General features: G+C 47.3%; 26 protein-coding genes and 1 tRNA gene. 12 read left to right on the forward strand and 15 right to left on the reverse strand.

The annotated features are described in order from the left end of the window. Positions 1-43: 43 nt before the first annotated feature. The gene (purN, locus tag KDD36_02760; GenBank protein MCB0395546.1) at positions 44-625 is read left to right on the forward strand and encodes a phosphoribosylglycinamide formyltransferase; all 582 of its coding nucleotides are present in this window, start codon (positions 44-46) and stop codon (positions 623-625) included. After that, positions 618-1,091, forward strand: a complete 474-nt coding sequence (gene rnhA, locus KDD36_02765) for a ribonuclease HI (protein ID MCB0395547.1) — start codon at positions 618-620, stop codon at positions 1,089-1,091. Before purN ends, rnhA begins: the two co-directional genes overlap by 8 nt. Here rnhA and KDD36_02770 read toward each other — a convergent pair. After that, positions 1,077-3,788 (reverse strand): M1 family peptidase, encoded by a 2,712-nt coding sequence (locus KDD36_02770; protein MCB0395548.1) that lies wholly within the window; start codon positions 3,786-3,788, stop codon positions 1,077-1,079. The two genes, rnhA and KDD36_02770, sit on opposite strands and share 15 nt — an antisense overlap. 354 nt (positions 3,789-4,142) lie before the next feature. Here KDD36_02770 and KDD36_02775 point away from each other — a divergent pair, with 354 nt between their 5' ends. Both KDD36_02775 and KDD36_02780 read left to right on the forward strand, forming a co-directional pair. Further along, positions 4,143-4,427 carry an acetyl-CoA carboxylase biotin carboxyl carrier protein subunit gene (locus KDD36_02775; GenBank protein ID MCB0395549.1) on the forward strand — a complete coding sequence of 95 codons (285 nt, stop codon included), beginning with the start codon at positions 4,143-4,145 and terminating at the stop codon, positions 4,425-4,427. A 17-nt stretch (positions 4,428-4,444) separates the two neighbouring features. Beyond that, positions 4,445-5,110: a YceI family protein gene (locus KDD36_02780; GenBank protein MCB0395550.1), complete on the forward strand. Its 666-nt coding sequence runs from the start codon at positions 4,445-4,447 to the stop codon at positions 5,108-5,110. Positions 5,111-5,228: 118 nt separating this feature from the next. On the opposite strand, the gene KDD36_02785 is transcribed toward KDD36_02780, so the two are convergent. Next, a complete protein-coding gene (locus tag KDD36_02785; protein ID MCB0395551.1) occupies positions 5,229-6,158 on the reverse strand; it encodes a sugar kinase in 930 nt (309 codons plus the stop codon). Positions 6,159-6,239: 81 nt separating this feature from the next. After that, positions 6,240-6,587: a hypothetical protein gene (locus KDD36_02790; GenBank protein MCB0395552.1), complete on the reverse strand. Its 348-nt coding sequence runs from the start codon at positions 6,585-6,587 to the stop codon at positions 6,240-6,242. A gap of 371 nt (positions 6,588-6,958) precedes the next feature. Between KDD36_02790 and KDD36_02795 the strand changes: the two genes are divergently transcribed. From KDD36_02795 to KDD36_02820, 6 genes are all read left to right on the forward strand, one after another. Beyond that, positions 6,959-7,032, forward strand: a tRNA-Asn gene (locus KDD36_02795). A gap of 590 nt (positions 7,033-7,622) precedes the next feature. After that, on the forward strand, positions 7,623-7,955 hold the full coding sequence (locus tag KDD36_02800; GenBank protein MCB0395553.1) for a type II toxin-antitoxin system HigB family toxin: 333 nt from the start codon (positions 7,623-7,625) through the stop codon (positions 7,953-7,955). A 17-nt stretch (positions 7,956-7,972) separates the two neighbouring features. Then, the gene (locus tag KDD36_02805; GenBank protein ID MCB0395554.1) at positions 7,973-8,419 is read left to right on the forward strand and encodes a helix-turn-helix domain-containing protein; all 447 of its coding nucleotides are present in this window, start codon (positions 7,973-7,975) and stop codon (positions 8,417-8,419) included. A gap of 158 nt (positions 8,420-8,577) precedes the next feature. Beyond that, positions 8,578-8,967 (forward strand): hypothetical protein, encoded by a 390-nt coding sequence (locus KDD36_02810; GenBank protein MCB0395555.1) that lies wholly within the window; start codon positions 8,578-8,580, stop codon positions 8,965-8,967. Between the two features lie 173 nt (positions 8,968-9,140). Next, positions 9,141-11,453: a TonB-dependent receptor gene (locus KDD36_02815; protein ID MCB0395556.1), complete on the forward strand. Its 2,313-nt coding sequence runs from the start codon at positions 9,141-9,143 to the stop codon at positions 11,451-11,453. Positions 11,454-11,471: 18 nt separating this feature from the next. Beyond that, a complete protein-coding gene (locus KDD36_02820; GenBank protein ID MCB0395557.1) occupies positions 11,472-12,710 on the forward strand; it encodes an exo-alpha-sialidase in 1,239 nt (412 codons plus the stop codon). Here the strand turns inward: KDD36_02820 and KDD36_02825 are convergent. The 10 genes from KDD36_02825 to KDD36_02870 all read right to left on the reverse strand — a co-directional run bounded on the left by KDD36_02825 (position 12,690) and on the right by KDD36_02870 (position 22,601). Then, complete coding sequence (locus tag KDD36_02825) at positions 12,690-13,658, reverse strand: hypothetical protein (GenBank protein ID MCB0395558.1); 969 nt, start codon at positions 13,656-13,658, stop codon at positions 12,690-12,692. The two genes, KDD36_02820 and KDD36_02825, sit on opposite strands and share 21 nt — an antisense overlap. Beyond that, a complete protein-coding gene (locus KDD36_02830) occupies positions 13,655-14,164 on the reverse strand; it encodes a cation transporter (GenBank protein ID MCB0395559.1) in 510 nt (169 codons plus the stop codon). The genes KDD36_02825 and KDD36_02830 overlap by 4 nt, the downstream gene beginning before the upstream one ends. Positions 14,165-14,242: 78 nt before the next feature. Then, positions 14,243-16,552 carry a PAS domain S-box protein gene (locus KDD36_02835; GenBank protein ID MCB0395560.1) on the reverse strand — a complete coding sequence of 770 codons (2,310 nt, stop codon included), beginning with the start codon at positions 16,550-16,552 and terminating at the stop codon, positions 14,243-14,245. A gap of 34 nt (positions 16,553-16,586) precedes the next feature. Continuing rightward, entirely contained in the window at positions 16,587-17,240 is a 654-nt protein-coding gene (locus KDD36_02840) for a hypothetical protein (protein MCB0395561.1), read from the reverse strand. Between the two features lie 213 nt (positions 17,241-17,453). Then, positions 17,454-18,542: a T9SS type A sorting domain-containing protein gene (locus KDD36_02845; protein MCB0395562.1), complete on the reverse strand. Its 1,089-nt coding sequence runs from the start codon at positions 18,540-18,542 to the stop codon at positions 17,454-17,456. Positions 18,543-18,689: 147 nt separating this feature from the next. Next, positions 18,690-19,388 carry a response regulator transcription factor gene (locus KDD36_02850; GenBank protein ID MCB0395563.1) on the reverse strand — a complete coding sequence of 233 codons (699 nt, stop codon included), beginning with the start codon at positions 19,386-19,388 and terminating at the stop codon, positions 18,690-18,692. A 164-nt stretch (positions 19,389-19,552) separates the two neighbouring features. Further along, entirely contained in the window at positions 19,553-20,629 is a 1,077-nt protein-coding gene (locus KDD36_02855; GenBank protein MCB0395564.1) for a hypothetical protein, read from the reverse strand. Beyond that, positions 20,610-21,209 (reverse strand): hypothetical protein, encoded by a 600-nt coding sequence (locus KDD36_02860; protein MCB0395565.1) that lies wholly within the window; start codon positions 21,207-21,209, stop codon positions 20,610-20,612. Before KDD36_02860 ends, KDD36_02855 begins: the two co-directional genes overlap by 20 nt. Continuing rightward, entirely contained in the window at positions 21,194-21,685 is a 492-nt protein-coding gene (locus KDD36_02865) for a sigma-70 family RNA polymerase sigma factor (protein ID MCB0395566.1), read from the reverse strand. The genes KDD36_02860 and KDD36_02865 overlap by 16 nt, the downstream gene beginning before the upstream one ends. A gap of 217 nt (positions 21,686-21,902) precedes the next feature. Continuing rightward, positions 21,903-22,601 (reverse strand): hypothetical protein, encoded by a 699-nt coding sequence (locus tag KDD36_02870; GenBank protein ID MCB0395567.1) that lies wholly within the window; start codon positions 22,599-22,601, stop codon positions 21,903-21,905. Positions 22,602-22,958: 357 nt separating this feature from the next. Between KDD36_02870 and KDD36_02875 the strand changes: the two genes are divergently transcribed. Together KDD36_02875 and KDD36_02880 are read left to right on the forward strand one after the other, a co-directional pair. Then, complete coding sequence (locus KDD36_02875; GenBank protein ID MCB0395568.1) at positions 22,959-23,231, forward strand: HU family DNA-binding protein; 273 nt, start codon at positions 22,959-22,961, stop codon at positions 23,229-23,231. A 135-nt stretch (positions 23,232-23,366) separates the two neighbouring features. Further along, a complete protein-coding gene (locus KDD36_02880; GenBank protein MCB0395569.1) occupies positions 23,367-24,065 on the forward strand; it encodes a PorT family protein in 699 nt (232 codons plus the stop codon). An 8-nt stretch (positions 24,066-24,073) separates the two neighbouring features. Here KDD36_02880 and KDD36_02885 read toward each other — a convergent pair whose 3' ends face one another. Together KDD36_02885 and KDD36_02890 are read right to left on the reverse strand one after the other, a co-directional pair. After that, the gene (locus KDD36_02885) at positions 24,074-24,685 is read right to left on the reverse strand and encodes a hypothetical protein (GenBank protein MCB0395570.1); all 612 of its coding nucleotides are present in this window, start codon (positions 24,683-24,685) and stop codon (positions 24,074-24,076) included. 1 nt (position 24,686) lies between these two features. Continuing rightward, positions 24,687-25,400 (reverse strand): RNA polymerase sigma-54 factor (locus tag KDD36_02890; GenBank protein ID MCB0395571.1); only part of this gene is annotated, 714 nt, incomplete at its 5' end.

Consider the following 25,400-nt stretch of genomic DNA (forward strand, 5'->3'; position numbering starts at 1 on the left):
TCCCTGTAAATTTATAATTTGCCGGCCAAAAGGCAGCATAAACATGCAGCATATCGCCATATTTGCTTCCGGATCGGGTACCAATGCGGAAAAGATCATCGCACATTTCAAGGGGCATTCGGACATTAACGTTGCACTGATCCTGTGCAATAAACCCGATGCATATGTGCTCCAGCGGGCAAAAAATCATCACATTCCGTATGTGTTGGTAAATCGTGAGGGCTTTTATCAACCAGGCGCCATGGTGGAGGTGATGCAAAAATCAAACATAGATTTTATCGTGCTGGCCGGCTTTATGTGGCTGATCCCGGCAGACCTCACCCGCGCTTTTGACAAACGCATGATCAACATACATCCTGCCTTGCTGCCACGCTATGGTGGCAAGGGAATGTACGGCAACCGGGTGCATGAGGCGGTTGTGGCTGCAGGTGAAACGGAAACAGGCATATCCATTCATTGGGTGAATGAGCATTATGATGAAGGTGATATCATCTTCCAGAAAAGCGTCGCCGTTTCTCCGGATGATGATGCCGAAGCGGTTGCAGAAAAAGTACATGCCCTGGAGTATGAGTGCTACCCGGGAGTGATTGAAAATATTTTAAAAGAAAGAGTACAGCATGGCTGAGGTGGTGATATATACGGACGGTTCTGCAAAGGGAAATCCCGGGCCGGGTGGTTACGGTATCATCCTGATGTCAGGGCAACATCGTAAAGAGATGTCACAGGGTTACCGGCATACCACGAATAACCGCATGGAATTACTGAGTGTGATCGTTGCTCTGGAATCGTTAAAAGGCGAAGGTCATGCGGTGACCATCTTCTCGGATTCAAAATATGTGGTGGACTCTGTGGAAAAAGGCTGGCTGTTCGATTGGTTCAAAAAAGGATTCAAGGGAAAGAAAAATGTGGATTTGTGGATGAGGTTTCTGAAGATCTACAAAAAGCACAGGGTGAAATTCCGCTGGGTGAAAGGTCATGCGGATAACCCACTAAACGAGCGCTGCGACGAACTTGCCGTGGCTGCATCCGACGGCCACCTGAAAAGGGATGATGGGTATGAGGCTTCCGAAGACGGGCTATTCGCCGGATGAGGATAACTCATTGATGGAGGCCAGTTCCCTTTTTACATAGTTCGCCAGGATCTCATTCTCTTCACCGGATGCGATGTCTTCCAGCATCTGATGAAGCCGGTCTTTTCGATCCTTGGCCAACTGAAGTTCCCGGCCTACAAAAGTATCTCTGGCATTTTCACCGCCCATGCGAACGGACTCCTTCATTTCCATCTTCAGTTTTTTCTCAATCACATAGTAGCGGATCCACAGTTGCAAAATTCCCTGTACGGCGGCATAACGGATCTGCCAGTGGTTTTCTTCCGTGGCGCCCGTAAAGAGCCGCTGCATGCCTTTGTCCACCACTTTATCCGGCTGCTTTGAAAGGTAAACGCCATAGGAATCGTAAAAATCATAACGATCGAATCCGCTGAGCTGTGGGTAAATGGCATCAAAGAAATTATTCTTGTCCGGTACACCATAACGGGCCAGCAGATTGGCAATGGTCAGAAGAATGGTGGTGTTGGTCCCATCTTCAAACTGCCGCGTGTACTTGTCGCAGTTCATGGAATCCATCGCACACGCGGTGCGCAGGGAAGCGGAGATCACCCTGTAGCTTGAATCCGCCAGGCCTTTTGTTACAATATCCTTGAGGGATGAATCATCGGCATGGAATGTTCCGATAGACCGAATGCCGGCTGCACGCAGATAAGAATCCTGTTTTCCCGACAAGGTGATCAGTTGTTGTCGAATATCCAAAGAGTCGCCAACCTCGTACATTTCAAGACCGTCCAGCGCGGTATTCACAATGTCAGGTTGGGTGTCGCTCAACGCTTCGATAAGCAGGGCCTTGTTCTCATCACTTTGCGTTTCAATGATGGCTTCAACAGCTTCGAGTCGGTCCATCACCAGGGGCGCTTTGCGGTATTGGAAGCGCCATTGTTCATCAAGCTTGGTGTCACGCTTCTCACAGAGCAACATTTTTTCTGCGTCCACATTCACCAGATCTGGTTTCGAATCCACGTTGAAATCAAAATTTTGCATGGATTGCCTGAACACAATATCGTGATGCTCCACGTTGCCATTCACATAAATATCCACCCGCATCGGCAACTTATAAATGAATGAAGAATCCGTATTGCGCGTCTGTGAAAGCTTTACGGTCAGTTGCTTCTTCGTTGAGTTGTATGCATATTCGATAAGTATACTGGGATGTCCCTTGTCCAGAAACCATTGGTTGAAGAACCAGTTGAGGTCTTCCCCGGTGACTTCCTCAAAGACCAGTCTGAGATCATGTATTTCAGCGGTTTTGAAGCGATACTTTTCGAGATACCGGTGAAGGGATTCAAAGAAAGCCTCATCACCAACATACTTCCTGAGCATATGTAATACGCGTCCGCCTTTCTGGTATGAATGGCCGTCGAACATATCCTCCCTGTCGGAATAGCGGTAGCGGATCAGGTCCTCTTGCTTGAACCGCGACTCTTGTAGGTATTGGCCCAGGTCGTCGTTCAGATGAATGTCTGCTGCTTCGCGCCCGTATTTGTGTTCGAACCAAAGGTATTCACCGTAGGTAGCGAAAGATTCATTCAGCGGTAGGTTGGACCAGCTTTCGCAGGTGACCAGGTCCCCGAACCAGTGGTGGAAAAGTTCATGCGAGATCACGTCCTCATCATTCCGGTCGATTAACTCTCTTGCTGTTTTCTGAACAAAATCTCCGTGGATGACGGCCGTGGTGTTCTCCATGGCGCCTGATACGTAGTCGTGAACAGCCAGCTGAGAATACTTGTCCCAGGCATAATCCACGCCGAGTTTCTTTGAATAGAATTCAATCATTTCCGGGGTGTTGCCAAAAATCTGTTGGGCATATTTTCCGTACTCCGGATCCACGTAGTAGTTAACCTCTTTGTCTCTCCACTTGTCTTTCGTTTCAGAGAAATGACCCACGGCAATCATGGCCAGGTAAGGGGCATGCGGCAGGTCCTGTTTCCAGACATCCGTGCGTGTGCCGTCGCCGTTCTCCGTTTGATACATCAGTGTACCGTTTGATACGGTCTTAAAGGAGCTATCCACGGTGATGTGGAATTCCTGTGTCATTTTTTCGTTGGGTGCATCGATGGTGGGGAACCAGCGTGAGTTTGACTCGGTCTCACCTTGTGTCCAGATCTGTCTGGGCTTTTTCTTATCGCTGCCGTCCGGGTTGATGAAGTACAAACCTTTGTCGTCTGTGATGGCCTCGCTTCCGCCGGACGCTCCTTCATTTGGTTTGGCAGTATACCGGATACGGAGGGTGTAGGTGTCGGTTCTTTGGAACTCGTGCCCGAGGTTAATGTGAATCTGAGCTGTATCATAGGTGTACTCCAGGGATGCGGCCATTTGTGGTGTGGCATTCACCTGGATCATTTCCACGGACTGGATATCAAAACCTTTGGCATCCAGGTCCAGTGTGGAGGTGGGGTAGAAATAAGGTTTGAGGGTGAGGTCCGCTTCACCGATCGCCCATTGGTTGGACCAGTCGAACCGTATTTTCAGATTGGTATGGATCAGGTCGTTGATGCGTTTCTCGGAGGGTTGATATGGCATAGGCCTGACCAGAATAGCAGGCAGGTCCATTGTTTCTTCCGCCATTTCTTCACCTGTATAGGCGGTTGTTTTTTTATTGGTATGGCATGAAGAGCCGAAGAGGATGGCCGTCGCAAACAGTGCACACCATCCGATGCGAGAAAACCCGTGTATCATAGTCGTCAAAGATGCTTAAAAAACGGTACATTTCATAGACGGCCTTATTTTTAGCACTGATGCACGGCTTGCCACACAATCCATCCTTTGTCCGCCACTTAATCGCTCCATTCATTATATTTGTGCATGCCTGAATACCACATTACCCATCATAACGGTACGGAGATCAAGGTCGAGACCGGTTCGGGGCCCGAATGGGAAGGAAACCTGAACGATCAGCCTTTTGCGCTGGACGTATCGGATCATGGTCCCGGCGTATGGCATGTGATTCGTGACGGTCAGTCATACCGGGTTTACCTGGTGTCATGGGACCAGGAAAGCAAAACGTGCATTTTGGATGTGAATGGTTACCGCATGACCATGAAGGTGGAAAATGCATTTGACCAGTTGCTGCATTCCATGGGTCTTGATGATCTTATCTCCAAAAAGGTGAATGAGGTCAAAGCGCCGATGCCGGGTAAGGTACTGGCCATTCATGTGGAGGATGGTTCCGAGGTGAAAGAGGGCGATTCTCTTCTTGTGCTTGAAGCGATGAAGATGGAGAACGTCATCAAATCACCGGTGGATGCGACCGTTCGCCAGATCCGTGTGAAGGCGGGTGGTACTGTGGAGAAAAATGAAATTCTCATCGAGTTTTAATCTAATTCAACCAGATCATGAAAATGTTATCCCCCCAAACACTATGGGTTGGTGTTGTCGCTGTATTGTTATCGGCATGTGGCGGTGAACCCGGCCAGCAAGAAACAACAACAGAAACGGAACCTGCACCAGCAGCACAACCTGTTTGCCATTATTCCTATGACGGTGCCACCACAAAGGCCTTCTGGACCGCATACAAGCATACGGCAAGGGTGGAAGTGAAAGGTACTTTCGATAGCCTGACGGTGATGCAGGACAAATCCGTTGAATACCCACAGGAAGTGTTGAATGGTGCCACGTTCAGCATCTACACCTCGAGCGTGAATTCTTCAGATGCGGATCGTGATAAGAAGATCGTAGAAAAATTCTTTGGCACCATGGCCGGTGGCGATGTATTGACCGGAACAGTTAATGGCGTTGAAGGTGGCCTGGACAGCGGTCGTGTGAATATCAGTCTGAATATGAACGGCACCAGTCAGGACTTTGGCGGCACCTATACCATTAAAGGTGAAGAACTTTCTCTCCGGGCGCACATCGAATTTGATCATTGGAATGCCCAGGATGCGGTGGCCGCTTTGCAGGCTGCTTGCTCAGAGCGTCACACAGGAACTGATGGTGTAAGCAAGTTCTGGCCGGAAGGCGAGATTCTTGTAAAGACGACGTTGGTTAAGACATGTGATTAAATAGTACAGAGTAGATAGTAGTTAGTAGATAGTATTGGACATTAGAAGAATCGAGCAGCTATAGACGAATCTACCCTCTAACTACTTTGTACTAACTACTATCTACTCTGTACTAACATCAACCTTCCACCAGGTCGATGTCAAATTGAACCAGTTGGATAAAATCGTTGATACGGTTGTCCAGTTCGTCGGTTCCGATCTCGGTGATTCTTTCGGTTCCGAATTTCTCTACACAGAATGAAGCCATAGCACTTCCGTAGATCACGGCGCGCTTCATGTTCTCAAAGTCAATGGCGTTGCGGCTGGCCATATATCCGATAAAGCCTCCTGCGAAGGTGTCTCCGGCTCCGGTGGGATCGTAAACCTCTTCAAGGGGCAGGGCCGGCGCGAAGAATACGTGTTTCCCGTGGAACAACAGGGCACCGTGTTCGCCCTTTTTGATGATCAGGTAGGACGGTCCCATTTCCATGATCTTGCTGGCGGCTTTTACGAGTGAATATTCGCCGGACAGCTGGCGCGCTTCTTCATCGTTGATGCTAAGAACGTCAACCATGGTAAGGGTCTTACGCAGTTCGTCCATGGCAATGTCCATCCAGAAGTTCATGGTATCCATCACGATCAGCTTGGGACGGTTCTTCAGTTGCTCGATCACCTGACGTTGGATGGCCGGGGCGAGGTTACCCAGCATCACGAAATCCGGATTCTGATAGCCGGAAGGGAGTTGCGGGTTGAAAGTCTCCAGTACGTTGAGCTCGGTGACTAGCGTGTCGCGGGAGTTCATGTCATTGTGGTAACGACCCGACCAGAAAAAGGATTTTTCTCCTTTGCGAATCTCGAGTCCGTCCAGATTGATGCCGCGTTTGCTCATCATGTCCATGCCGGACTGAGGAAAATCGTCACCGACAACGGAGACAAGGTTGATGTTTTTTGTGAAGTAGGAGGCGGAAAGTCCGATGTAGGTAGCTGCACCACCGATGATGCGATCTGTCTTTCCGAAAGGGGTTTCGATGGCATCAAAGGCCACTGTTCCGATAACTAATAAGCTCATAACTATTTACGATTTTGCCCAAAGATATCGGTTACAAATTGCAATGCCTAACAAATACCCGAGGGGTAACTACAGGAAATTTTACTGGCGACGCAGATCATATTTGTACTCCATCTGCATGAGTAGATGGTATAGGAAATCTTCAAATGCCTTGCTTTGTCTGATCGTTCGCTTCTCATAGTTTGCAAAGTAACCAGAAGAGGTTGCAGCCATGGGGATTTTATCAAGTTTCGACTTATTTATATTGGTAGAGAGAGATACTGTCATTTTGGTGTAATTCATTGGTGTGACCCAGAAAAAGATGACAAAATCAGCATCGGTATTCAACAAAAGCAGCGGCAATCCCACCAATCCGATAGTGGAGGCTATGGCGCTTCCCGTAACATTGCCTGAACTTACAATCCTGATCGTATCGATTTCTATATTCATGAAATGGCTTGAAGCTGTGTCCGAACGAATGGCACGAAATGACTGGTGTTGCTTGTTGAACCGGGAGATACTGTTATTTAATCTCTGGTCAAATATTGTAACAAACGTGGAGTCAATGGAGTTGTCATAATGCACCCTTAAGTACAATGTATCGATATTTATTGCAGGGTTCAGGATTGGTTTGGGAGTGCCGCAGGAAGCCATAAGTATCCCGCCAAACAGGATAATAATGAGTAGCCACCTAATGTACGTATTGGATTTCATAGGCAAAAGGTACAAAAATCAACATTCTTCACTGAAAATCAGTGGAGCGTAGTTGCAAAAGTTTCAGCATTGCCGTAATATTGCAGTCCCTTTAAAATAGGGAACACTCCTCCTTAGCTCAGTTGGTTAGAGCATCTGACTGTTAATCAGAGGGTCCTTGGTTCAAGTCCAAGAGGAGGAGCAAAATACAGAGTGAGTCTGAGTATGGAGAGTGGAGAACGCTATCGCCAGAACTCACACTGGAAATCCGAATAGAAACCCTGCCTCGAAAGAAGCGGGGTTTTTTTGTGAGCAAAGGTGTGAGTATGGAACAACGGATGTGGCTTCGGGTTACACCTTTGTTGTTTTTGTTGAGGATATATTCACCGATGTCCCAATTCTTTTTCGAAAGAATCAGCGGAAATGGATATGTCATTCTTAAAGTACCAAATCATTCCAACCGGATGAATCACCTTTTTGAAGATATGACGTTGTCCTCCGGCACATTCTAACTCATAGCAAATGACCTTGACATTCTCTGGTGAATTGTCCTGAGTCCCATCAAATTCCCGTATAACCTTAAGGCTGTCGCAGGGTTGATGGCCTTCAGCATCAATCCTACCCAGGTGCTCCCTATTCTGACACCATGCCGGAAAAGCATAGCAAAGCATAGTACAAATGAGGAGGACACGCATTATTCTAATAGCTTAAAATCATCCAAAAAATAGTCATATTCGGCTTAATTAAAAAGTTTCACAAAGGGAAACATTTTATCTACCTTCGCGTTAGATTATGAGAGTTCACCTGATTAAGAAACAATCCATAGAGGATTATGCTGTGGCAAATGTCCAAAGCAGACAACCCTTTATGATTTGGTTGTCGGTCATCAGGAGAGCTGATTGGAATGAACCCAATGATATAAAATCAACCTTTGGAAGCGCGGATATTCTGGGTGGTGGTTCGGAAAGGGTCGTATTTGATATTGGGGGCAACAAGTACCGGATGATATGCAAGTATCATTTTGGAAAAACCAGGGTTCATTTATTTGTCAAATGGATAGGAACACATGCGGCTTATACAAAGCTGTGTGACAAAGGAAACCAATATACAGTTGGTGAATATTAGTTTTTTAGGGCGTTAATATGAAACAGTTAAAATACACCATCATCAAAACCAGGAAGCAATACAACGACTATTGCCGTATCCTGGAAGATTTAATATCTCAGGATAAAAAGGTTTTATCCGACGAGATCGAACTGCTTACCTTACTGATCGAGAAGTGGGATGAGGCGCACAATACCTTTGATGATCGGGACCCTGTACAGCTGATCAGATCGCTGATGGAAGAGAACAGCCTGAAACCGAAAGACCTTTTGGAAATACTGGGGCTGTCCAAAGGCACCGTTTCCAAGATCCTCAATTACCAAAAGGGCCTGTCCAAAGAAACCATCCGTGCCTTGTCCAAACATTTCAAGGTTAACCAGTCGGCGTTCAACCGTCCTTACCCACTTGTCAATGAAGTGAACAAACACTTTCGCAATGCCCGCCTGATGAATACAAAAAAAGATTTGGACGGGGCAAAGGCGTAGGCTTCGGATTCACACCCTTGTTGTTTTGCTGTTGCTGAAACTTTCACTTCTTTTATCATAATCATAGCAATAATAATTTTTTTGACGTCGCATTTTGCGACCTCAAACTTTCCCTCCGCTATTCTTTTATTCCCCAAAACAAAATACCTTTGCAGTGCATGCGCGGCATTGTTTCCATATCGCTGCTTACCCTGTACCTATCCATTCTGCTCAGGCCGGCGGTTCCCTACATTGAATATGCCGTGAACAAAGACTACATCGCAAAGGTGCTTTGTATCAATAAGGACAAGCCCCAAATGAAATGCCACGGGAAATGTCACCGTACCGCACAGATCAAAAAAATCGCCGACGAAGATGCAGGTACCGATCAGAATAAACTACCCGTAACACCCATCAAAGAAGTACTTGCCTTTTTTGTGACAAGCGAAACCGGATGCGAGGATTTTGGTACGCTCCATAACGGCGCGCGTTTGATTACAAATGAAAACAGCCTCACCACCTACACCGGCAAACCTGACACCCCGCCACCCCGCCACTCCTTTTCATAAGGATGAACAGCATCTTTCCGAACCGGAAGGATGTGTCTCAATGTTTTAAAGCTAGTCATTAGACAAAGGACATTAGAAATCAGACAATGGTCATTGGATAACCGTCGCTAGATGGTGACCCTTCCAATAACCGATGTCTTTTGTCCATTGCCAATTTCCATTAATCAACATCAATGAAACCACTACATAACCTCATTGCGGTCATGTTCATGGTGGTGATCAGTTCGTATACCGCGTATGCCCAGCAAACCATTTCGGGCAAGGTCATCGACGATCAGACCAAAGAACCACTGACAGGCGTAAGCGTGGTGATCACCGGTACACAAACCGGCGCAACCACGGATTTGAACGGAATTTTTGAAATCAAAGCGGCAAAGGCCGACAGCATCACCGTTTCCTATATCGGCTACCAGGGACAAACGTTTGCATGGAAGGGAGGTACGATTATTTCCCTTAAGCCATCTGTGATGCAGCTCGGACAGGTCATCGTCTCTGCCAGCCGTGAAGTGCAGGAACGGAAAGATGCGCCGATCGCCATTGCCACACTCACACCGGCAGTCATCAACGATGCCAAGCCGAACTCACTGGAACAGGTGCTGAACAAGGTAAGCGGCGTGTACATGATGAACCTTGGCAACGAGCAACACGCCATGTCCATCCGCCAACCCCTGGGATATAAAAGCCTTTTTCTATATCTCGAAGATGGCATTCCCATCCGCACGGCCGGCCTGTTCAACCACAACGCACTGATCGAGATCAACATGGCCACGGTGAAGAATATCGAGATCATCAAAGGACCCGCTTCATCGCTCTACGGCCAGGAAGCCATTGGTGGTGCCGTGAATTTCATCACCTTCGGTCCGAGCGCCGTCCCGACTGCCAAGGTCGCGGTTCAGGCCAACAACCTGGGCTTTAAGCGAACCGACTTCCAGGCATCCACCACCATGAAAAAACTCGGGGTCTCCGTTGCCGGGTATTATGCCAAAAGAAAAAACGGCCTCATGGAGCATAGCGATTTTGATAAACTGGGCCTGACCCTTCGTGCAGATTACCATTTCAGCGACAAGACCGACCTGAGTAACAGCGTGTCATTCATCGACTATTACTCGGACATGACCGGTAGCCTGGACAGCAACAAGTTCGCCGAACACAACTATACCAATCTGCATACCTTCACCTACCGGGATGTATCTGCATTGCGTGCCCGGTCTACCCTGACCCAACGCTGGAACCCGAAAAGCAAGACCACATTCACGGCATTGTTCCGCGACAACAGCATCAAACAGAATCCTTCGTATTTCGTTTCGGACGATTACAAACCCTGGAATGGTACCGGAGATCCCTTGCTGGCCCATGGCCAGATCAACGATGCGTACTTTCAAAGTTATGCGGGGGTTATACAACATCGCCAATCGTTTGACTGGAAAAATGTAGTAGCGATCATTGGTGTGTCTGAAGATTTCAGTCCCTCCGGCTACTACGCCAAATACATTCCTATTGCAAAGAGCCCGAAAGGCAAGTACATCAGCTATGAGACCACGGATTCGCTGTTGTCCGACTATACCGTGGATGTGCTGAACTCAGCCGCCTATGCACAATTGGAGCTATCTCCTTTGGAACACCTGCGTGTGGTGGCCGCCGTACGCTACGACAACTTTGTGTATGATCTGGACAATGCACTCGACCCTTCGGCGTATTCCGGATCACCGGATAGCAGGAACAGCTTTAATGCGCTTTCACCCAAGCTGGGCTTCACGTATGATATCAAAGGGAAGTCCGGTGTTTATGCAAACTACAGCCAGGGTTTCGTGCCACCCCAGATCACAGAATTGTACAAAGGGGTAAAAGTACCTGTACTTAAGCCATCCACATTTTACAATTATGAGATCGGTGGATGGGCCAAATTGGTGAAGGACAAGCTCTACCTGGATGCCAGCATTTACCGGTTGGATGGCACGGATGAAATCATTTCCGTTCGCCTCGATGATGGCACTTATGAGAACCGGAATGCCGGGCAAACCAAACATCAGGGCGTTGAATACGGTGTCACAGTCACGCCAAGGAAGGATATTTATGTGCGCATTAGCGGTACCAACGCCATTCATCGTTTCGTGGATTTTGTAGAACAGGGCAAGGACTACTCCTGGAACGATATGGCCAATGCACCAGGCTTTATCGCCAATGCGGAGGTCATGTACAAACCGCTTCGCCTGAAAGGCTTCCGCATCGGAGTAGAGATGCAGCACATGAACAGTTATTACATGGACCCGGCGAATACGGTGGAGTATGATGGATTTACCGTTTTTAACCTCAGAACAGGTTACGAGTGGAAGGGCCTGGGTTGCTGGATCAACTGGCTGAACGTGGCCGACAAACATTATGCGGTGGTGGCCAGCAAGTCGCAATGGGGGTACAGTTATACGCTGGGTGATCCTTCAAATGTGAACATCGGACTGAGCTATGCTTTTCAGGGAAAAAACAAATGATTTAAGAGACAATAGGTTATGAGAACCTCTTTGATGTTAATGATCGTTTTGACCGGGGTGGGTTGTAACAATCCACCGCCTCAAAATGATCCCGGGCATGCTGCCGATGTGGTGCAACCGACCGTATTAACGACCGATAGCCTGGAAGCAAGTGATCCCTTCCTCATCACGGATCATGAAGGCAGACCGGTGATCTGTTGGACGGAGAAACTGCATGATCAGGATGCCTACGTCCTGAAGTATGCGGTGTCCGGTGATGGTGGAAGAACTTTCGGTCAACCGGTGACGGTCACCCCTTCCAAAGGAACCAAGCCGCATCCGGAAAGCATGAACAAGGTAGCTTTCAAGGCGGATGGTACTGTGGTTGCCGTGTATGCCGTAAGTCTGGCAGACAGCATTCACAAGTATGCCGGAGAAATACGTTATGTGATGTCGGAAGATCAGGGAAAAAGCTGGACAGAACCACGTACCGTTCACAACGATGCCACACCCGGAGCGGGTCACTCATTTTTTGATCTGGCCAGTCTGCCAACCGGTGAGGTGGGCTGCGTGTGGTTGGATAAATCCAATAAAGGCGGTGGCCGGCCCGTGTTGTTTGCCAGCACGAAGGAAGATTTCCGTAACGAGGTGGTCATTGATAGTCTGGCCTGTGAATGTTGCCGCACAGAGTTGTATGTGGATCCCCTCGGGGAAGTTCATGTGGCGTACCGAGACATCATCAACGACAGCATCCGTGATATGGCCATGGTCAGATCCGTGGATTCCGCCCGAAGTTTTACCAACCCCATCCGCGTTAGCCCTGACAACTGGTTTGTACATGGTTGCCCGCACACCGGTCCATCCATGACCTGGAGTCAGGGTAACCTGCACTTTTTCTGGTTCACCGCAGGTGGCAAACCGGCGGTATACCGTACCGTTTCTGAAGATCAGGGGGCACATTTCGAGGAAAGAAAACAGGTCAATACCGATGCCCGTCATCCACAGGTATCGTCATTGGAAGATGGGTCGATCGGCGCTGTATGGGAACAGTCTTTCGGTGAAGGAGACGAGAGCTATAACCGGATCGTTCTGGAAGTGATCAACCCGGACGGCATCGGTACGCAGTATAACATCAGCCAAAAAGGTATGCAGGCTTCCTTTCCTGTTATACTAGGGTTGGATGGAAGTTTTCTGGTTGCGTGGACGCAACAGGAATCCGGCAGCAAAAGGGTGTACTACAAGTTGGTCAAGCCGGACTCAACCGTTCCGATGCCCTAAATAAAAGTAGCGTTGCAACTGGATTTGAAAGAAGGGATAATCTTTGTTGTATGACCGGTTGTACAACGGAAACCCTGTGACCAGGTCCACGCGAGTATTGGAACCAAAAATGAACTGAATGCCGGGAGCTGCCTCAACATAGTTCCCGGCGATCAGATCAGGGTATGATTTCTTTGAGACGGGTACGTTTTCGTCATGAAGATAAATTTCTGCATCCTGGTACCAGCGGCTTAACATTTCCACATACAGATTCACATTCACCTGGTCATAGCTTTTATAGCTGAATGGAAATGTAAGTACACCCAGAGAACCATGCATGTACAAGGATCTGCCGTATTTAAACAGGAGTCCTGCCGGGTCATCCCGGTAATCAAAGGGATACTCAACACCAGCATTGAGTGAAAGAGCAACCCGCTTGTACAAGCCTGTAACCATACCGCCGCCGCCGCATCCGCTGTTCTGACCATTCAGATTTCCTTCGGCGAGGTGCGGAGCGATGTTCAGCCAGGCACCTTGCATATACAAGGCTGCCCTGAGATGGCGCTTTTCTCCATCGCGTTTTAAGAACATCCACTTCGGGGATAAGATAAAGCCGTTGAATACATACGGATAATCACCGATGTGGCCGATGTGGTTATGTATATGGTAGCCACCGGATAGACCTCCGTTCGGCTGGATGAAGTTTTCCGGAAGATTCCTGCCATGGTGGTTTGATGCGGTGGATTGCAACATGATCGCCCATCTGGGGGAGATGCCGTATGACATACGGAGCATGGACATGTGCTTTACATCCCCCAATTCATTCTTGTAAAAATTGTTTGATAGTCGTATGCTGAGCGCACCCCTTGGAATGTTACTTGCGGGATCGTTCAAAGGAAACAGTTCCTGTGATTTCAGGGAAAAAGAAATGCTCAGAAATATAAGACCGGTAAAAAATCTGATTCTCACAGCTTCACGTGATAGGTTGTACTACCCGGGGTCTGGCATGAATCCTTGATCACATTCTTCCACTTCTTGAATTCTTTGGGAGTAAGGTATGCTTCGCCGATCAGCTGTAACTCTTTCTCACCGTTTAGTACCGGGGTTTCAGGTTCAATGAAGTGGAAAATCCATTGTTCGGTCTGAAGGCAGGCTCCTTCAGGGACAGATTCATTATCGAATTTGTATACAATATTTAAATAACGAACAGAAAAGCCCGCATCAACCACTGCCTGTGCGATCTTTTCAAAGGACACGACTGCTCCTTCCTTGAAGGTGATCACACCGTTGGTATGTTCCAGGTCCATTTCCACCTCCTTTACAAAATCGAGCTTGCGTAGGGAAAGCTCCGTGCTCCGCGTGCATTGTGAACAGGTGAGGCCGTTCACCCCGATCTTTACGGATTGCAGCTGAGCAGAAGCCGTTGCCGTGATGAAAGTGAAAAGCAGAAGGAGGTGTTTGACCGGAGTACGCATACATGGATCGTATGTACACAAATTACGCCAATCACGGTATATGTGCAAGAAATGAATGTAGAATCGAACGGTCCGGGTTCACTTCCCATCTTTGCCCATCACCCCATCCAGTTCCCTGATCACCTTCGGGTGGAGGTTCAACAGCAAGCGTGTATTATCGGCAATCCGGTGTATTGGCTCTTTGTCCGCTGCCCAGTGTTCGATCTCCCGGAGAAGCCGGAAGGCTGCCTTGGCACCTAACATCTCATACGATGATTTGAGGCTGTGACCGATCTGACGCAACAGGTCGTAATCCTTCTCTGCAACGGCATTTTGTAATCGTTGCAGTTCTCTCGGCGCATCCTCGAGAAAGATGGTCACCAGCTCTTCCATCACTTCCTTGTTGCCGAGTGTATTCCGTTCCAGTTCGGTCAGACTGATATGCTGGTAGCCGGAGGCGGCTTTCTTTGTCTTTCGTTTTTTGGTGGTACCCTTTGCGTTTAACAACATACCCAGTACCCCCATCAGTTGTTCTCTTTTAAATGGCTTGGAGATGTATTCGTTCATGCCCACGGCCAGGCATTTTTCCCTTTCCCCGGCCAGGGCATGGGCGGTCATGGCTACAATGGGTACCTTGTCCTCAAGTTCGTTGCGGATCACTTTTGTGGCGGTGTAGCCATCCATTTCCGGCATTTGCATGTCCATCAGTACCACATCATATTGCTTCTTGACCATCATGGCCACTGCGATCTTACCGTTGATGGCGAGGTCCACGTGGGCTTCGGTATCTGCAAGGTAGGCCATCACCAGTTTGCGGTTCATCCGGTTGTCATCCACCAGTAGAATCTTGCGTCCGGCCAGGTCCACATGATCCAGTTCGATTCCCTTTTGAAGTTTGTTTGACCGGCTGTCTTCACCTTCGGTATCAAAGGGAAGCTCCACCAGGAAGGTCGATCCTTTGTCCACCTGGCTTCTTACCCTGATCTTTCCGCCCTGGAGATCTACCAGTTTGCTCACAATGCTCAAACCGAGCCCCACGCCTTCATATCTTCGGGCATGGTCACTTTCTACCTGTGTGAACCGGTCAAAAATGGATTCCAGTTTTTCGATGGGAATACCGATGCCGGTGTCTTTCACATAAAATTGGAGAATGGCTTTCCCTTTCTTTTTGGAGATCGTTTTCGCACCAACTTCTATCTTGCCCTGATCTGTAAACTTGATTGCGTTGTTTAAAAGGTTGATCAGGATTTGAGTAAGCCTTACAGGATCGCCATAGATCACCTTTGGTAAATTCTTGTCGCACTTTGCCGTCACCTTATTGCCATACATCAACGCTTTGCTGGACATCATGGTGATCACGGAATCGATGAGTTCGTCGGGATGAATGGCCGCCTTCTGGAACTCGATGTGACCGGATTCGATCTTTGAGAAATCCAGGATGTCGTTGACAATCGCAATAAGCCTTTCTGTGGATTCCCGGATAATGGAGGTATAGTCGGACTGTACCTTGTTGAGGCTGGTGTCGGAGAGCAGATCGGCAAATCCCAGCATAGAATTGAGTGGTGTGCGAATCTCATGGCTCATATTGGAGAGGAAAATATCCTTGATACGCAATGAGTCTTCTGCCATTTGTTTGGCTTGCTTCAGCTCCTTTTCCCGCGAGATCAGTTCCGTGATATCAATGGCTGAGCCTATAACTGTCATCTTCCCATCTTCTTCATGGGTTACGTTACTATATTTCCAGTAAAGTATTTTTCCTGTACGTGATACCATCTTCATAACCCCTTCACTCCGGTGGTTGGCCAGGATGTCTTTGATGTAAAGTCCGAAAGCCTGTCGGGTATTGTCTGCCAGTAAATCTCCGATACTGGTCCCGATCAGTTCTTTTTCTGTGTATTCCAATGCATTGCAGCACGCCTCGTTTACGGTGAGGACAATACCGTCCATGTCATGTGTACAGAGCAATCCATTGGAGTGCTGGAAAAGCTTCCGGTATTTCTCTTCGGATTTTTTGCGATCGCTGATATCGATGATGGCCACCCGCCGGGTGATCAGGTTTCCCTGGGTGTCTTTGATGGCGTTGACATGGATGCCTCCCCAAAACAGGGAACCGTCTTTTTTGATCATCTCCGTTTCCAACCGGACCTTGTTTTTCCCGTCGGCATACTGGTCAAATACGTGTTGCGCCTTTGCACCTCTGATCTTACCGATAGCATACAAATCGGTGGCATTGAGACCCACTAATTCTTTCTTATACCGGTATCCAAATAAGCTGAGCGCTGCCTGGTTTACGTTGTTGATCTTCCCTTCATTGTTTACGGCCAGATAGGCCATAGGCGCATCTTCAAACAGCGTTTTGTAATCGATGTTTGCCATGTCAGATAATAGGATGGCGGAGGTAGCTTTCATACAAATGTAGTTGAGATAGATGAGAGATGGGCTATTATCGCGTCAGGATTTTTTGTGATTTCGAGGAAGTGCCCGATACCAGTGTGACTTCGTATTTATATTGAGGTGTCAGGTTCAGATTCTGTAGGTCTACCTGATTCAGGCCGGTCTGGCTTTGAATATGTTTGTCTGCGAACATTTTTCCATTGAGATCGGTGATTACGATATAGGCAGGTGCATCGGAATTGTGAAGGAAGGAGATCCGAAGGTCGCCGTTGTCAGGTGTTTGCTGAACCCGAAATTCGCCAACTTCTGTTGCCGGTGCCACTGCGATCACATCTGAAAAACTGCTTCTACCATCGAAATTGGTTTGGCGTATTCTGAAGTAGCGGAGGAACGATGCGGCTTCCACGGTTTGGTTATAGTAGTTTGTCATCGGGCTGGTTCCGCTTCCCTTCACCTTGGCGATGGCTTCGAAGGAGTTGCCGTCTGTGCTCACCTCCACAGTAAAGAAGTCATTGTTTACTTCTGCATCAGTGATCCATTTCACATCCACGAGGTTTTCCGAAGTATTGGCATCGATGTACAACCAGCTTACGGCGAGGGTATCCGTGCCCTTTATGATTTGTGCGTTGGAGGAAGAGATATGCATCATCACGATGCAGAAGATCAGGGTGGCAGCTTGGCGGAGATTCATATACTGGTTCATGGTCTGATAGTTTTAGTAAGTATGTTTACTTAAAAAGTTCACCTGATCAATCGGATTTTGGTTGGTTGGAGCCCGGTTCTCGTTGAATGGTATTTTATTCTCGTTGAATGGTAATCAGGGAAATCACCTATAAACAGGATAGAAGGTGGGGTAAAATGCAATGATGGTATGGAAAGGCTTCCATACCATCACCGTGCTGAGACAGGCCTCAGACTATCGTGTCAGGATCTTTTGGGACAGGACTGAATTTCCTGACACCAGGGTAACCACGTACATGGTGTGACCATTCAGGTTCACGTCATACAGGGTTACACTGTTCATACCTTCCTGGCTTTGGAGGCTGCTGGTAGCGATCGTTCTTCCACTGAGGTCAGTGATCATTACACGAGCAGGTGCATTGTTGTCCTGCAGGAAGGAGATTTGCAGAAGACCTTCACCATCTGATTGGCGTACGGTGAGGTCATTGATGCTTGCTGAAGGAGCTACAGCCACTACTTCAGAGAAGCTGTTCTTTCCGTTGAAGTCTGTTTGGCGGATGCGGAAGTAGCGTGTGAAGGGAGCAGCCTCAACATTCATGTTATAAGTGTTGGTTGTTGTGCTGTTTCCTGCACCTTGTACAGTTGTGATGGCTTCGAAAGACACACCATCAGTGCATACTTCAACGGAGAAGAAGTCGTTGTTGATCTCGGTGGCAGTGGCCCACTCGAGGTTCACTCCGTTGTCGTTGCTGGTGGCATTCAGGTACAACCAGCTGACAGGCAGTGCGCCGGGGGTGTGAGAGAGACCATGAACTTCCATTTGCTTTACCGCACCGGCAACGCCACCGTACAATTTCACTTCAATTTCATCGAAGTCTGCATCTGCGAAGAAATATACTTCATAAACGGTCAGACTTGAAGCCTGAAGTTGAACAGTCATATCGGAACCGGTGAAGGTGCTTCCTACCTGAACACCGTCGTTATACAGGGTCACTTCAAGAGAGCTGAGCTCTGTTGCGGTCAGGGCAGCGGACCCTGAAGCGGCTACGGCTACCTTGTTACCGGCGATACCGTCTTCGGTGAAGGAAAAGCGCTCGTATACAAAAGTACCGGTTTTGGAAGCGTGGCTTTTCAGTGTTGCTGAGGTAGCCATATCAGAACCAAGGGCGTCATCTGCGTTGAGCACTTTGCAACCTTTGCACTCGTCGTTCATTCCGTTGCTTTGAGCTGCGGCATAAACAGTAGCGTTAGCATTGGAGATCATCAATGAGAGGTAGGCGAGGATCAGGGTTGCTTTTTTCACGGTGTTGATTTGTTGGTTCATGGTTTTGATTGTTTAATCACCCATGTTTACCGGAAAGCGTTCCCCTTTAGAAGGGATATTAGTTGACCGGGTCCAACAACTCGTTGAACGGTATGTCGACCTCGCTGAACGGGGAGGGCAAAAATGTTCGAAAAGCAGTGTTTGTGGCTATTTCAGCAGGTTGAGCTTGCTTAGTAAGGCCTTCTTGTTTGATCGGCTGACCGGCACATTATGCCCATCCATAACGGCCACGAAATCGTCTATGGCCATGATGCGATCAATGCGTGCAATATAGGAGCGGTGTGTTTGGAAAAAATTCTCTTCTCCGAGTTTTTCACTGATCTCGGCCAGGGTGGAATATACGGTGTATTTGTGGTTGGCGGTGTGGATGGAAATATAGTCTCCAAGAGCCTGCACATAGAAGATATCCGCTTTTCGGATACGGACAAGGGCTCCGTCTGCTTTCACGAATATCTCATCCTTGTCGGGGGCTTTGGTGGTTTCAATTTCCTTCCCTGCCTGCTCCTGCGCCTTTTTCACGGCTTTCAGAAAACGTGCATAGTTCACAGGTTTTACGAGGTAGTCCACTACGTTGTATTCAAATGCTTCCAGGGCGTATTCTTTATGGGAGGTCACCAAAATGACCATGGGTAAATCCGGCAAGTTCTTGATCAGATCCATTCCGGTCATGTCGGGCATTTCTATATCCAGAAAGATCAGGTCAGGGGGGGATTTCATCAAGCCTATGGTTGCTTCGGTACCGTTATCGTAAATCGCCTGAAGGCTCAGTTCGTCGGTTTCCTCGATAAAATTCTTGAGCATGCTTTGTGACATGCGATTGTCATCAATGACTGTACAGCTTAGCATGTTTTTAGGTATTTCTACTTACTCTGGCAAGGGTTTTCCCTTCTAAGTTAATAGGTAAATGTGAAAGGAAAAAATGAAAAACGGGCGGGTGCCAAACAAAAAAAGCGGAGAATGCTCTCCGCTTTTTCGTAACCAATTACCGCTACGCTATCATCAGTAATTGATCATGGATTGAACTTAAGCTTTACGCTACCGTATTTACATTCACTTACTTTTACCCGTGCCGTTGGTGCCTTGTCTTCACCTACAACCCCTGATACCTGGTAGGTGGTTGCTCCTTTGGATTCTTTGGTAAGGTTGGTGGCTTCACGGGGAAAGTCCAGCCCACCCATGGAACAGGAGCCGGAGAATTGAAAGGATGCATCGTCTTCAAAGTAAATCACGGCACTACCAAACTTGCAGTCAATATCCACTTCATCGAAACCTTTGGGGATATTTTTTACGGTGCAGTTTCCGTAATCCACTTTCAGGCTCAAGTATTCATCTACCCTGCCGATGTTATGGTTGGAGAACTTGCAATCAATTCGGGCCTCGCTTACCTGTCCTACCTGAACGAGCTTATCGTACTCAGAAATGTTATATAATTTATGGGTTTTATCCACCTGAAGACTGGAATACTTCGAATCTGCATCCAGGTGGTTTACCTCTGATATCTGGATATCCGAATAGCGGCTATTCATTTTGCAGGAAGTAATCTTATCGAGGTGGGCCTTTCCGAAGGACAGATCTACAACGTTGCTTTGCCCGGACAGACTGCCACATGTGAGTGTTCCATAAGAAACGTTCAGGTCACAGTTTCCGTCAAGTGCATTCACGAATACATCCCCGAATTTGTTTCGTACAACGAGGTTGTTGCTTTTCGGCATGGAGATGGTGTAATCTATCTTAAGTTTATTGCAGGTTTTTCCTGTTAATTGACAGTTGATCTCCGTGATGGCCTTCACATGGTCCGCGCTGCCGGACATGGTCACATGAATATCGTCGAGAAGTTTCTGCCCTTTTTCCTTATTATCTACATCCACATAGGCAACGGCTTTGATATCCACTTTGTTCTGATCCCAGGTATTGATGTGTACTTTTCCGTATTTATTCTGGATCTCTACCGTGGCGTCTTTGTTCACCTCGTAGGATTGTTTCCACTCCCGGGTAAGCTCGTCTATGACGATGGCCCACGCATTGGCCACCAGCAGGGTAAGGGCGAGACCGAATGCAATTAGTGATTTAGCTTTCCATGTTTTCATCTTCGTAGGTATTTTTTAGTTCTTCTCCCTGACTTTTCAAATTCAGAATATGTTCAATGAGGTCAAGCCTCAGCCGGTAGTTTTGTATCATCGCATTGATCACCTGTTCACTGGTCTGATTTCCTGCCAGGTCCCGGCTCAATTCATTGTAATCCTTTTCCAGGCCTTTCAGCTGATCCACAATTTCTTTGTACATCAGGCTGTCCTTCTCCTTATAGGGTGACAGATCAGCCATCTTTTCCCTGAGCATGCGGTCGAAAAAAGTCTTTGCCTCTGCAAGTTCAGGGGAGACGGTGCTTAAGTCGAGGCTTGCCTGGGCAATACCCTGCTCTTGTGCTGCTTTGTTTAAACCCATGGGGTCATTGGCGTAGTACAGGTATCCCAGCATGAACCCGATCAAAAGAACGGCGGCAATTCTGGACAATGGGGTAAAGAAATTACCTCCAGGTCCATGCTTCCGCTGATCGTGCTGATCTTCTTTCAGGCGACGTTCAAAGCGTTCCAGGTGACCGGCAGGTGGTTCTGCCTGATCAAACTCAGCGCGTTGGTCTCTGAACAATTTTTCTAATGGGTCTGCCATGTGTTTTCCCTTAAAATGGTTCTTAATTTATTTTTAGCCCGGTTAAATTGTGACCGGGATGTAGAGCTTGATATATCCATGATAGAAGCAATTTCATCATGATCATAACCTTCAAGAAGGTACAGGCTTAGTATGGTCCTGTATCCATCCGGCAATTCAGAGATGGCTTCTCTCACCCTTGCAACTTCATAATTCAAATTATCGGGCTCACTTTCATTCTCATCGGACCTCACCTGGCCGGTATGATCATCAAGGCTTTCCCAAACAATTTTCCTTTTCTTGATCGTGTCGAGACTCTTGTTAATGACGATCCTTTTCAACCAGGAACCGAAGGATGCATCACCTTTGTAACTGTCCAGTTTCCGGAAGGCATCCAGAAATGCTTCCTGCATCAGGTCTTCGGCCTCAGCAACATCCTTTACAATTCTTAAACTGGTGTTATACATTGCCTTGTAATACAGTTTATAAAGTTGCATCTGTGCGCCGGCATCTCCATGCCTGCACCGGTCAATAATATCCTGGTGTATGTTCTGATAAACCGACTTCAAATTGAGCTCAATTTTTCTGGTTGTCGCAACGGTGAATTCCGGCCGTGCGGCCTGCCAGGATCATTTACCGGTTATACAAAAGACGAGGAGGTTTTTGATGTGTTGCACGAAGATACGATCGTATCAACAATTAGGAAGGAGTGGGTCATTCATTGTGGTACGGACTGTTCCATACCATGCCACTGAAATGGTGATTATAGCTGAAACACACAAAGGCAGTGATGCCACAGAATGCGATATAGCTGTGGAAAAACAGGTATCCCCTTATATAGAAACTGGATTCACCACCCAAATTCAATACTTTATAAGGAAAGAGCATACAGAAAGCAAATGAAAGCAGGGTAAGAAATCCAAGCATGTGCAGGATACTGCGCATGGGCAGGCTCAAAAGCCTGCGGTACCAGGCAAGATCTTTTCCCCACCGGTGAATGAGCAAATACTTTTCGTTACCCAGGGCGGCAAACAACAGGGGGTCGGCATTGGCATCCCCCAGCCTGAATGCCTTATCCGGACCGGCAATAAAATATTTGGCATTGGCGAAATCCGGATGCAAATCTTCAAGTCGTCGTATTTTATGAAGGGCAGGTTGAGGTATGTTTCCTCTGTAATAGGAAGAGGGCAGAAAACGAAGTCTGAAACGTGTGCACACGGCTCTAAGGTCCGAAAGACTGTAAACCTGATCCGGATTCAGGTTTTTATAACTGGCCATATGTGAAGGGATGCCACTCGTACCAAGACGGGATGAAATCTCCTGTTCCCGGGATGCCTCCTGTGCAATTTGTGACCTTGCTTCGGATACCAGCTGGTCCATCATTTTCAGGGACCGGTCTCTTTCCCTTTCCAATTCACGCTGTATATTAAGTGGAGAAAACAACATATATAAAGATATGAATCCTCTTTGAGAAGTGGTAGTCTTACATGGTGGTTTTGACCTTGTTTCAGGGCCGGTCAAACCGGATTTTGATGATGTCGTTACATGAATGTCACGGAACTTATTAAGAATATATATGGGGATGAGCTGCCGGATATAAGTAAAAAGAATTGATTATCAAGTGTTTGAAAGCGGGATTTTTTCGACGGAAATTCGGTTGAAAATTTTTTCAATAATTCCGTAGCTATTTTCTTGGAGTTGATAGGGGCGACACCTATATTTACTGGTGTTTCAAACCAATCACCATTATTAATCAAAAAAATCAATAACATGAACAAAGGAGATTTGATCAACAAAATCGCCGGTGATGCCGGGATTTCAAAAGCTCAAGCTGAAAAAGCCCTGAACTCTTTCATTGATGGTACTGTTGCTGCCGTAAAAAAAGGTGACAAAGTAACCCTCGTTGGTTTCGGTACTTTCTCTTCTGCTAAGAGAGCTGCACGCACAGGCCGCAATCCTCAAACCGGTGCAACTATTAAAATCCCTGCCAAAAAAGTGGTAAAATTCAAAGTAGGTACTGAATTCGCTAGCAAAGTGAAGTAATTGTACCCTCGTTCTTTTAAAGGGGCTGTTCAAAAGACAGCCCCTTTTTTTATTCATGGTAATGCCGGTTCCGGCGGAGTATAGCCTTGGCATGCTTCTTGTTTTTTATCTTCGCCGAAACATTAAACAATGAGAATGATGCGGAAAATTTTAGCGATCGTCGTACTTTGCTTGTTGACTTCAGGGTTAAAAGCTCAAAAACAAGCCATAGTTCCAAAAATTCCAAAGGGAGGTAAGTCAGATGAAAAACTTGTATTCACTGTTGCTTTGGAAAAGTGGATGGATGCGCCGTCCGGACCTGAATTTGATCTGGGAAAATCCCGTGGTGTGGGTATATATAGTTTTAAAACCATCCAGTTTGGAGATGGTCCTATGGGACTCAGGATTGGCTACGGTGTGACCAACCACGCGGTAAACTCCAATATTAATTGGTCAAAGACGGATACTATTGGAAGTGTTACCAGCTATTCGTTTGAAACTTATCCGTCTGATCTGAAGGTAAAGAAGAACAAATTCAACACAACGTATCTTGATATCCCGCTTGAGCTGCGTTTTCAGTCCAAAGCCAACGAGAAAGGAAAAAGTTTTGTGGTAGCTGCCGGTTTCAAAGCAGGATATCTTGTAAGTAGTCGTGTCAAGTATAAGGATGAAGATAACAAGTATAAAGAGTATAATCTCAAGAACCTTAACAAACTTCGCTATGGGTTAACCGGCCGCATAGGTTATGGTCACATGACGTTTTTCGGATACTATGCGCTTTCCAACCTTTTTAGCAAAGGCAACGGCGGAGAAATCATACCGGTTTCCGGTGGCCTCGCGTTTTCCTTCTTATAATATCAGAATCAAAGGGCTGAGATAGTCAGCCATTCACAGCATAATCCAAGCGCGAAGCCGGCATATACCTGTGCCGGCTCGTGCATTTTAAGGGATAGCCTGGCGGTAGCTACAATTCCGGCAACTACAAGGGCTGCTGCAAGAAGCAATCGAAGATCTGTGCCTAACTGAAAGGCTATCGCTAGAATGGCGCCAATAAATCCGCCAATACCTACCATATGAATGCTGATCTTCCAGCGCAGGTTGATAAGTAAAACACCGATGACCGCGAGACTGGCACCAAGATGTAACAGCACCACCAGTCTTGGCAAGGCAAACTTTGAAAGTACATAGTAGGCCGCCATATAAGACAAGGCGGTCGCAAGCATAGGTACCCGCCGCTCCTCCCTGGTGGGCATATGCAGTGAAGTGATCATCCCGTTTCGCAGCAGGGACAGGGAGATGATCAACGGCATAAGCGCGGTAAACGTAAAGAGGGTGAAATAGATCACCGCTTTGCCGGCAGTCGTAAGGCTGAAAGCGACATATGTCCTGGTATTGAGTAAGACGAAGGCGGATAGCAATGGAAGGCTGATCGGGTGGAACAGATAAGAAATGAAACGGGAGAGGCGTTCGTTCATATCAAAGTTCTTTTCTGAGCCGGGCAACGGGAAGCCCCATTTGTTCTCTGTATTTTGCAACCGTCCGACGTGCGATGTTATATCCTTTTTCCTTCAGGATACTCGCCAGCTTTTCATCCGTCAGCGGTCGTTTTTTGTTTTCCGCTTCTATGCATTCCTCCAGTATCTTTTTCACTTCGCGCGTTGAAACTTCTTCCCCTGAATCGGTTTGTAAGGATTCTGAGAAGAAGGTCTTCAGAAGAAAAGTCCCGAATGGCGTTTGTACATACTTACTGTTGGCTACCCTTGAAATAGTCGAAATATCCAGTTCCACCCGTTCAGCAATATCTTTTAGGATCATTGGCTTCAAGCGGGTTTCGTCGCCTTCGAGGAAGTAATCATATTGGTATTCCATGATGGCTGTCATGGTTTTCATGAGCGTTTGCTGGCGCTGTTTGATGGCATCAATAAACCATTTGGCTGCATCCAGCTTTTGACGCACAAACATGACCGCCTCCTTTTGTGCCTTGTCTGCCTTGTCCTTTGATTTGCTGTATCCTTCCAGCATGTTGGCGTACGTCCGGCTTACCTTGAGGTCCGGTGCGTTCCGGGAATTAAGACTCAGATTCAGAACCCCGTCATTGTTCTCGATCAGAAAGTCGGGTACAACGGTTTGGGCAGATTTGCTGCTTTCGGTGAGGGTATTGCCGGGTTTGGGATTCAGTTTAAGAATGAG

This window comes from Flavobacteriales bacterium (assembly GCA_020435415.1).
Taxonomy (GTDB): domain Bacteria; phylum Bacteroidota; class Bacteroidia; order JACJYZ01; family JACJYZ01; genus JACJYZ01.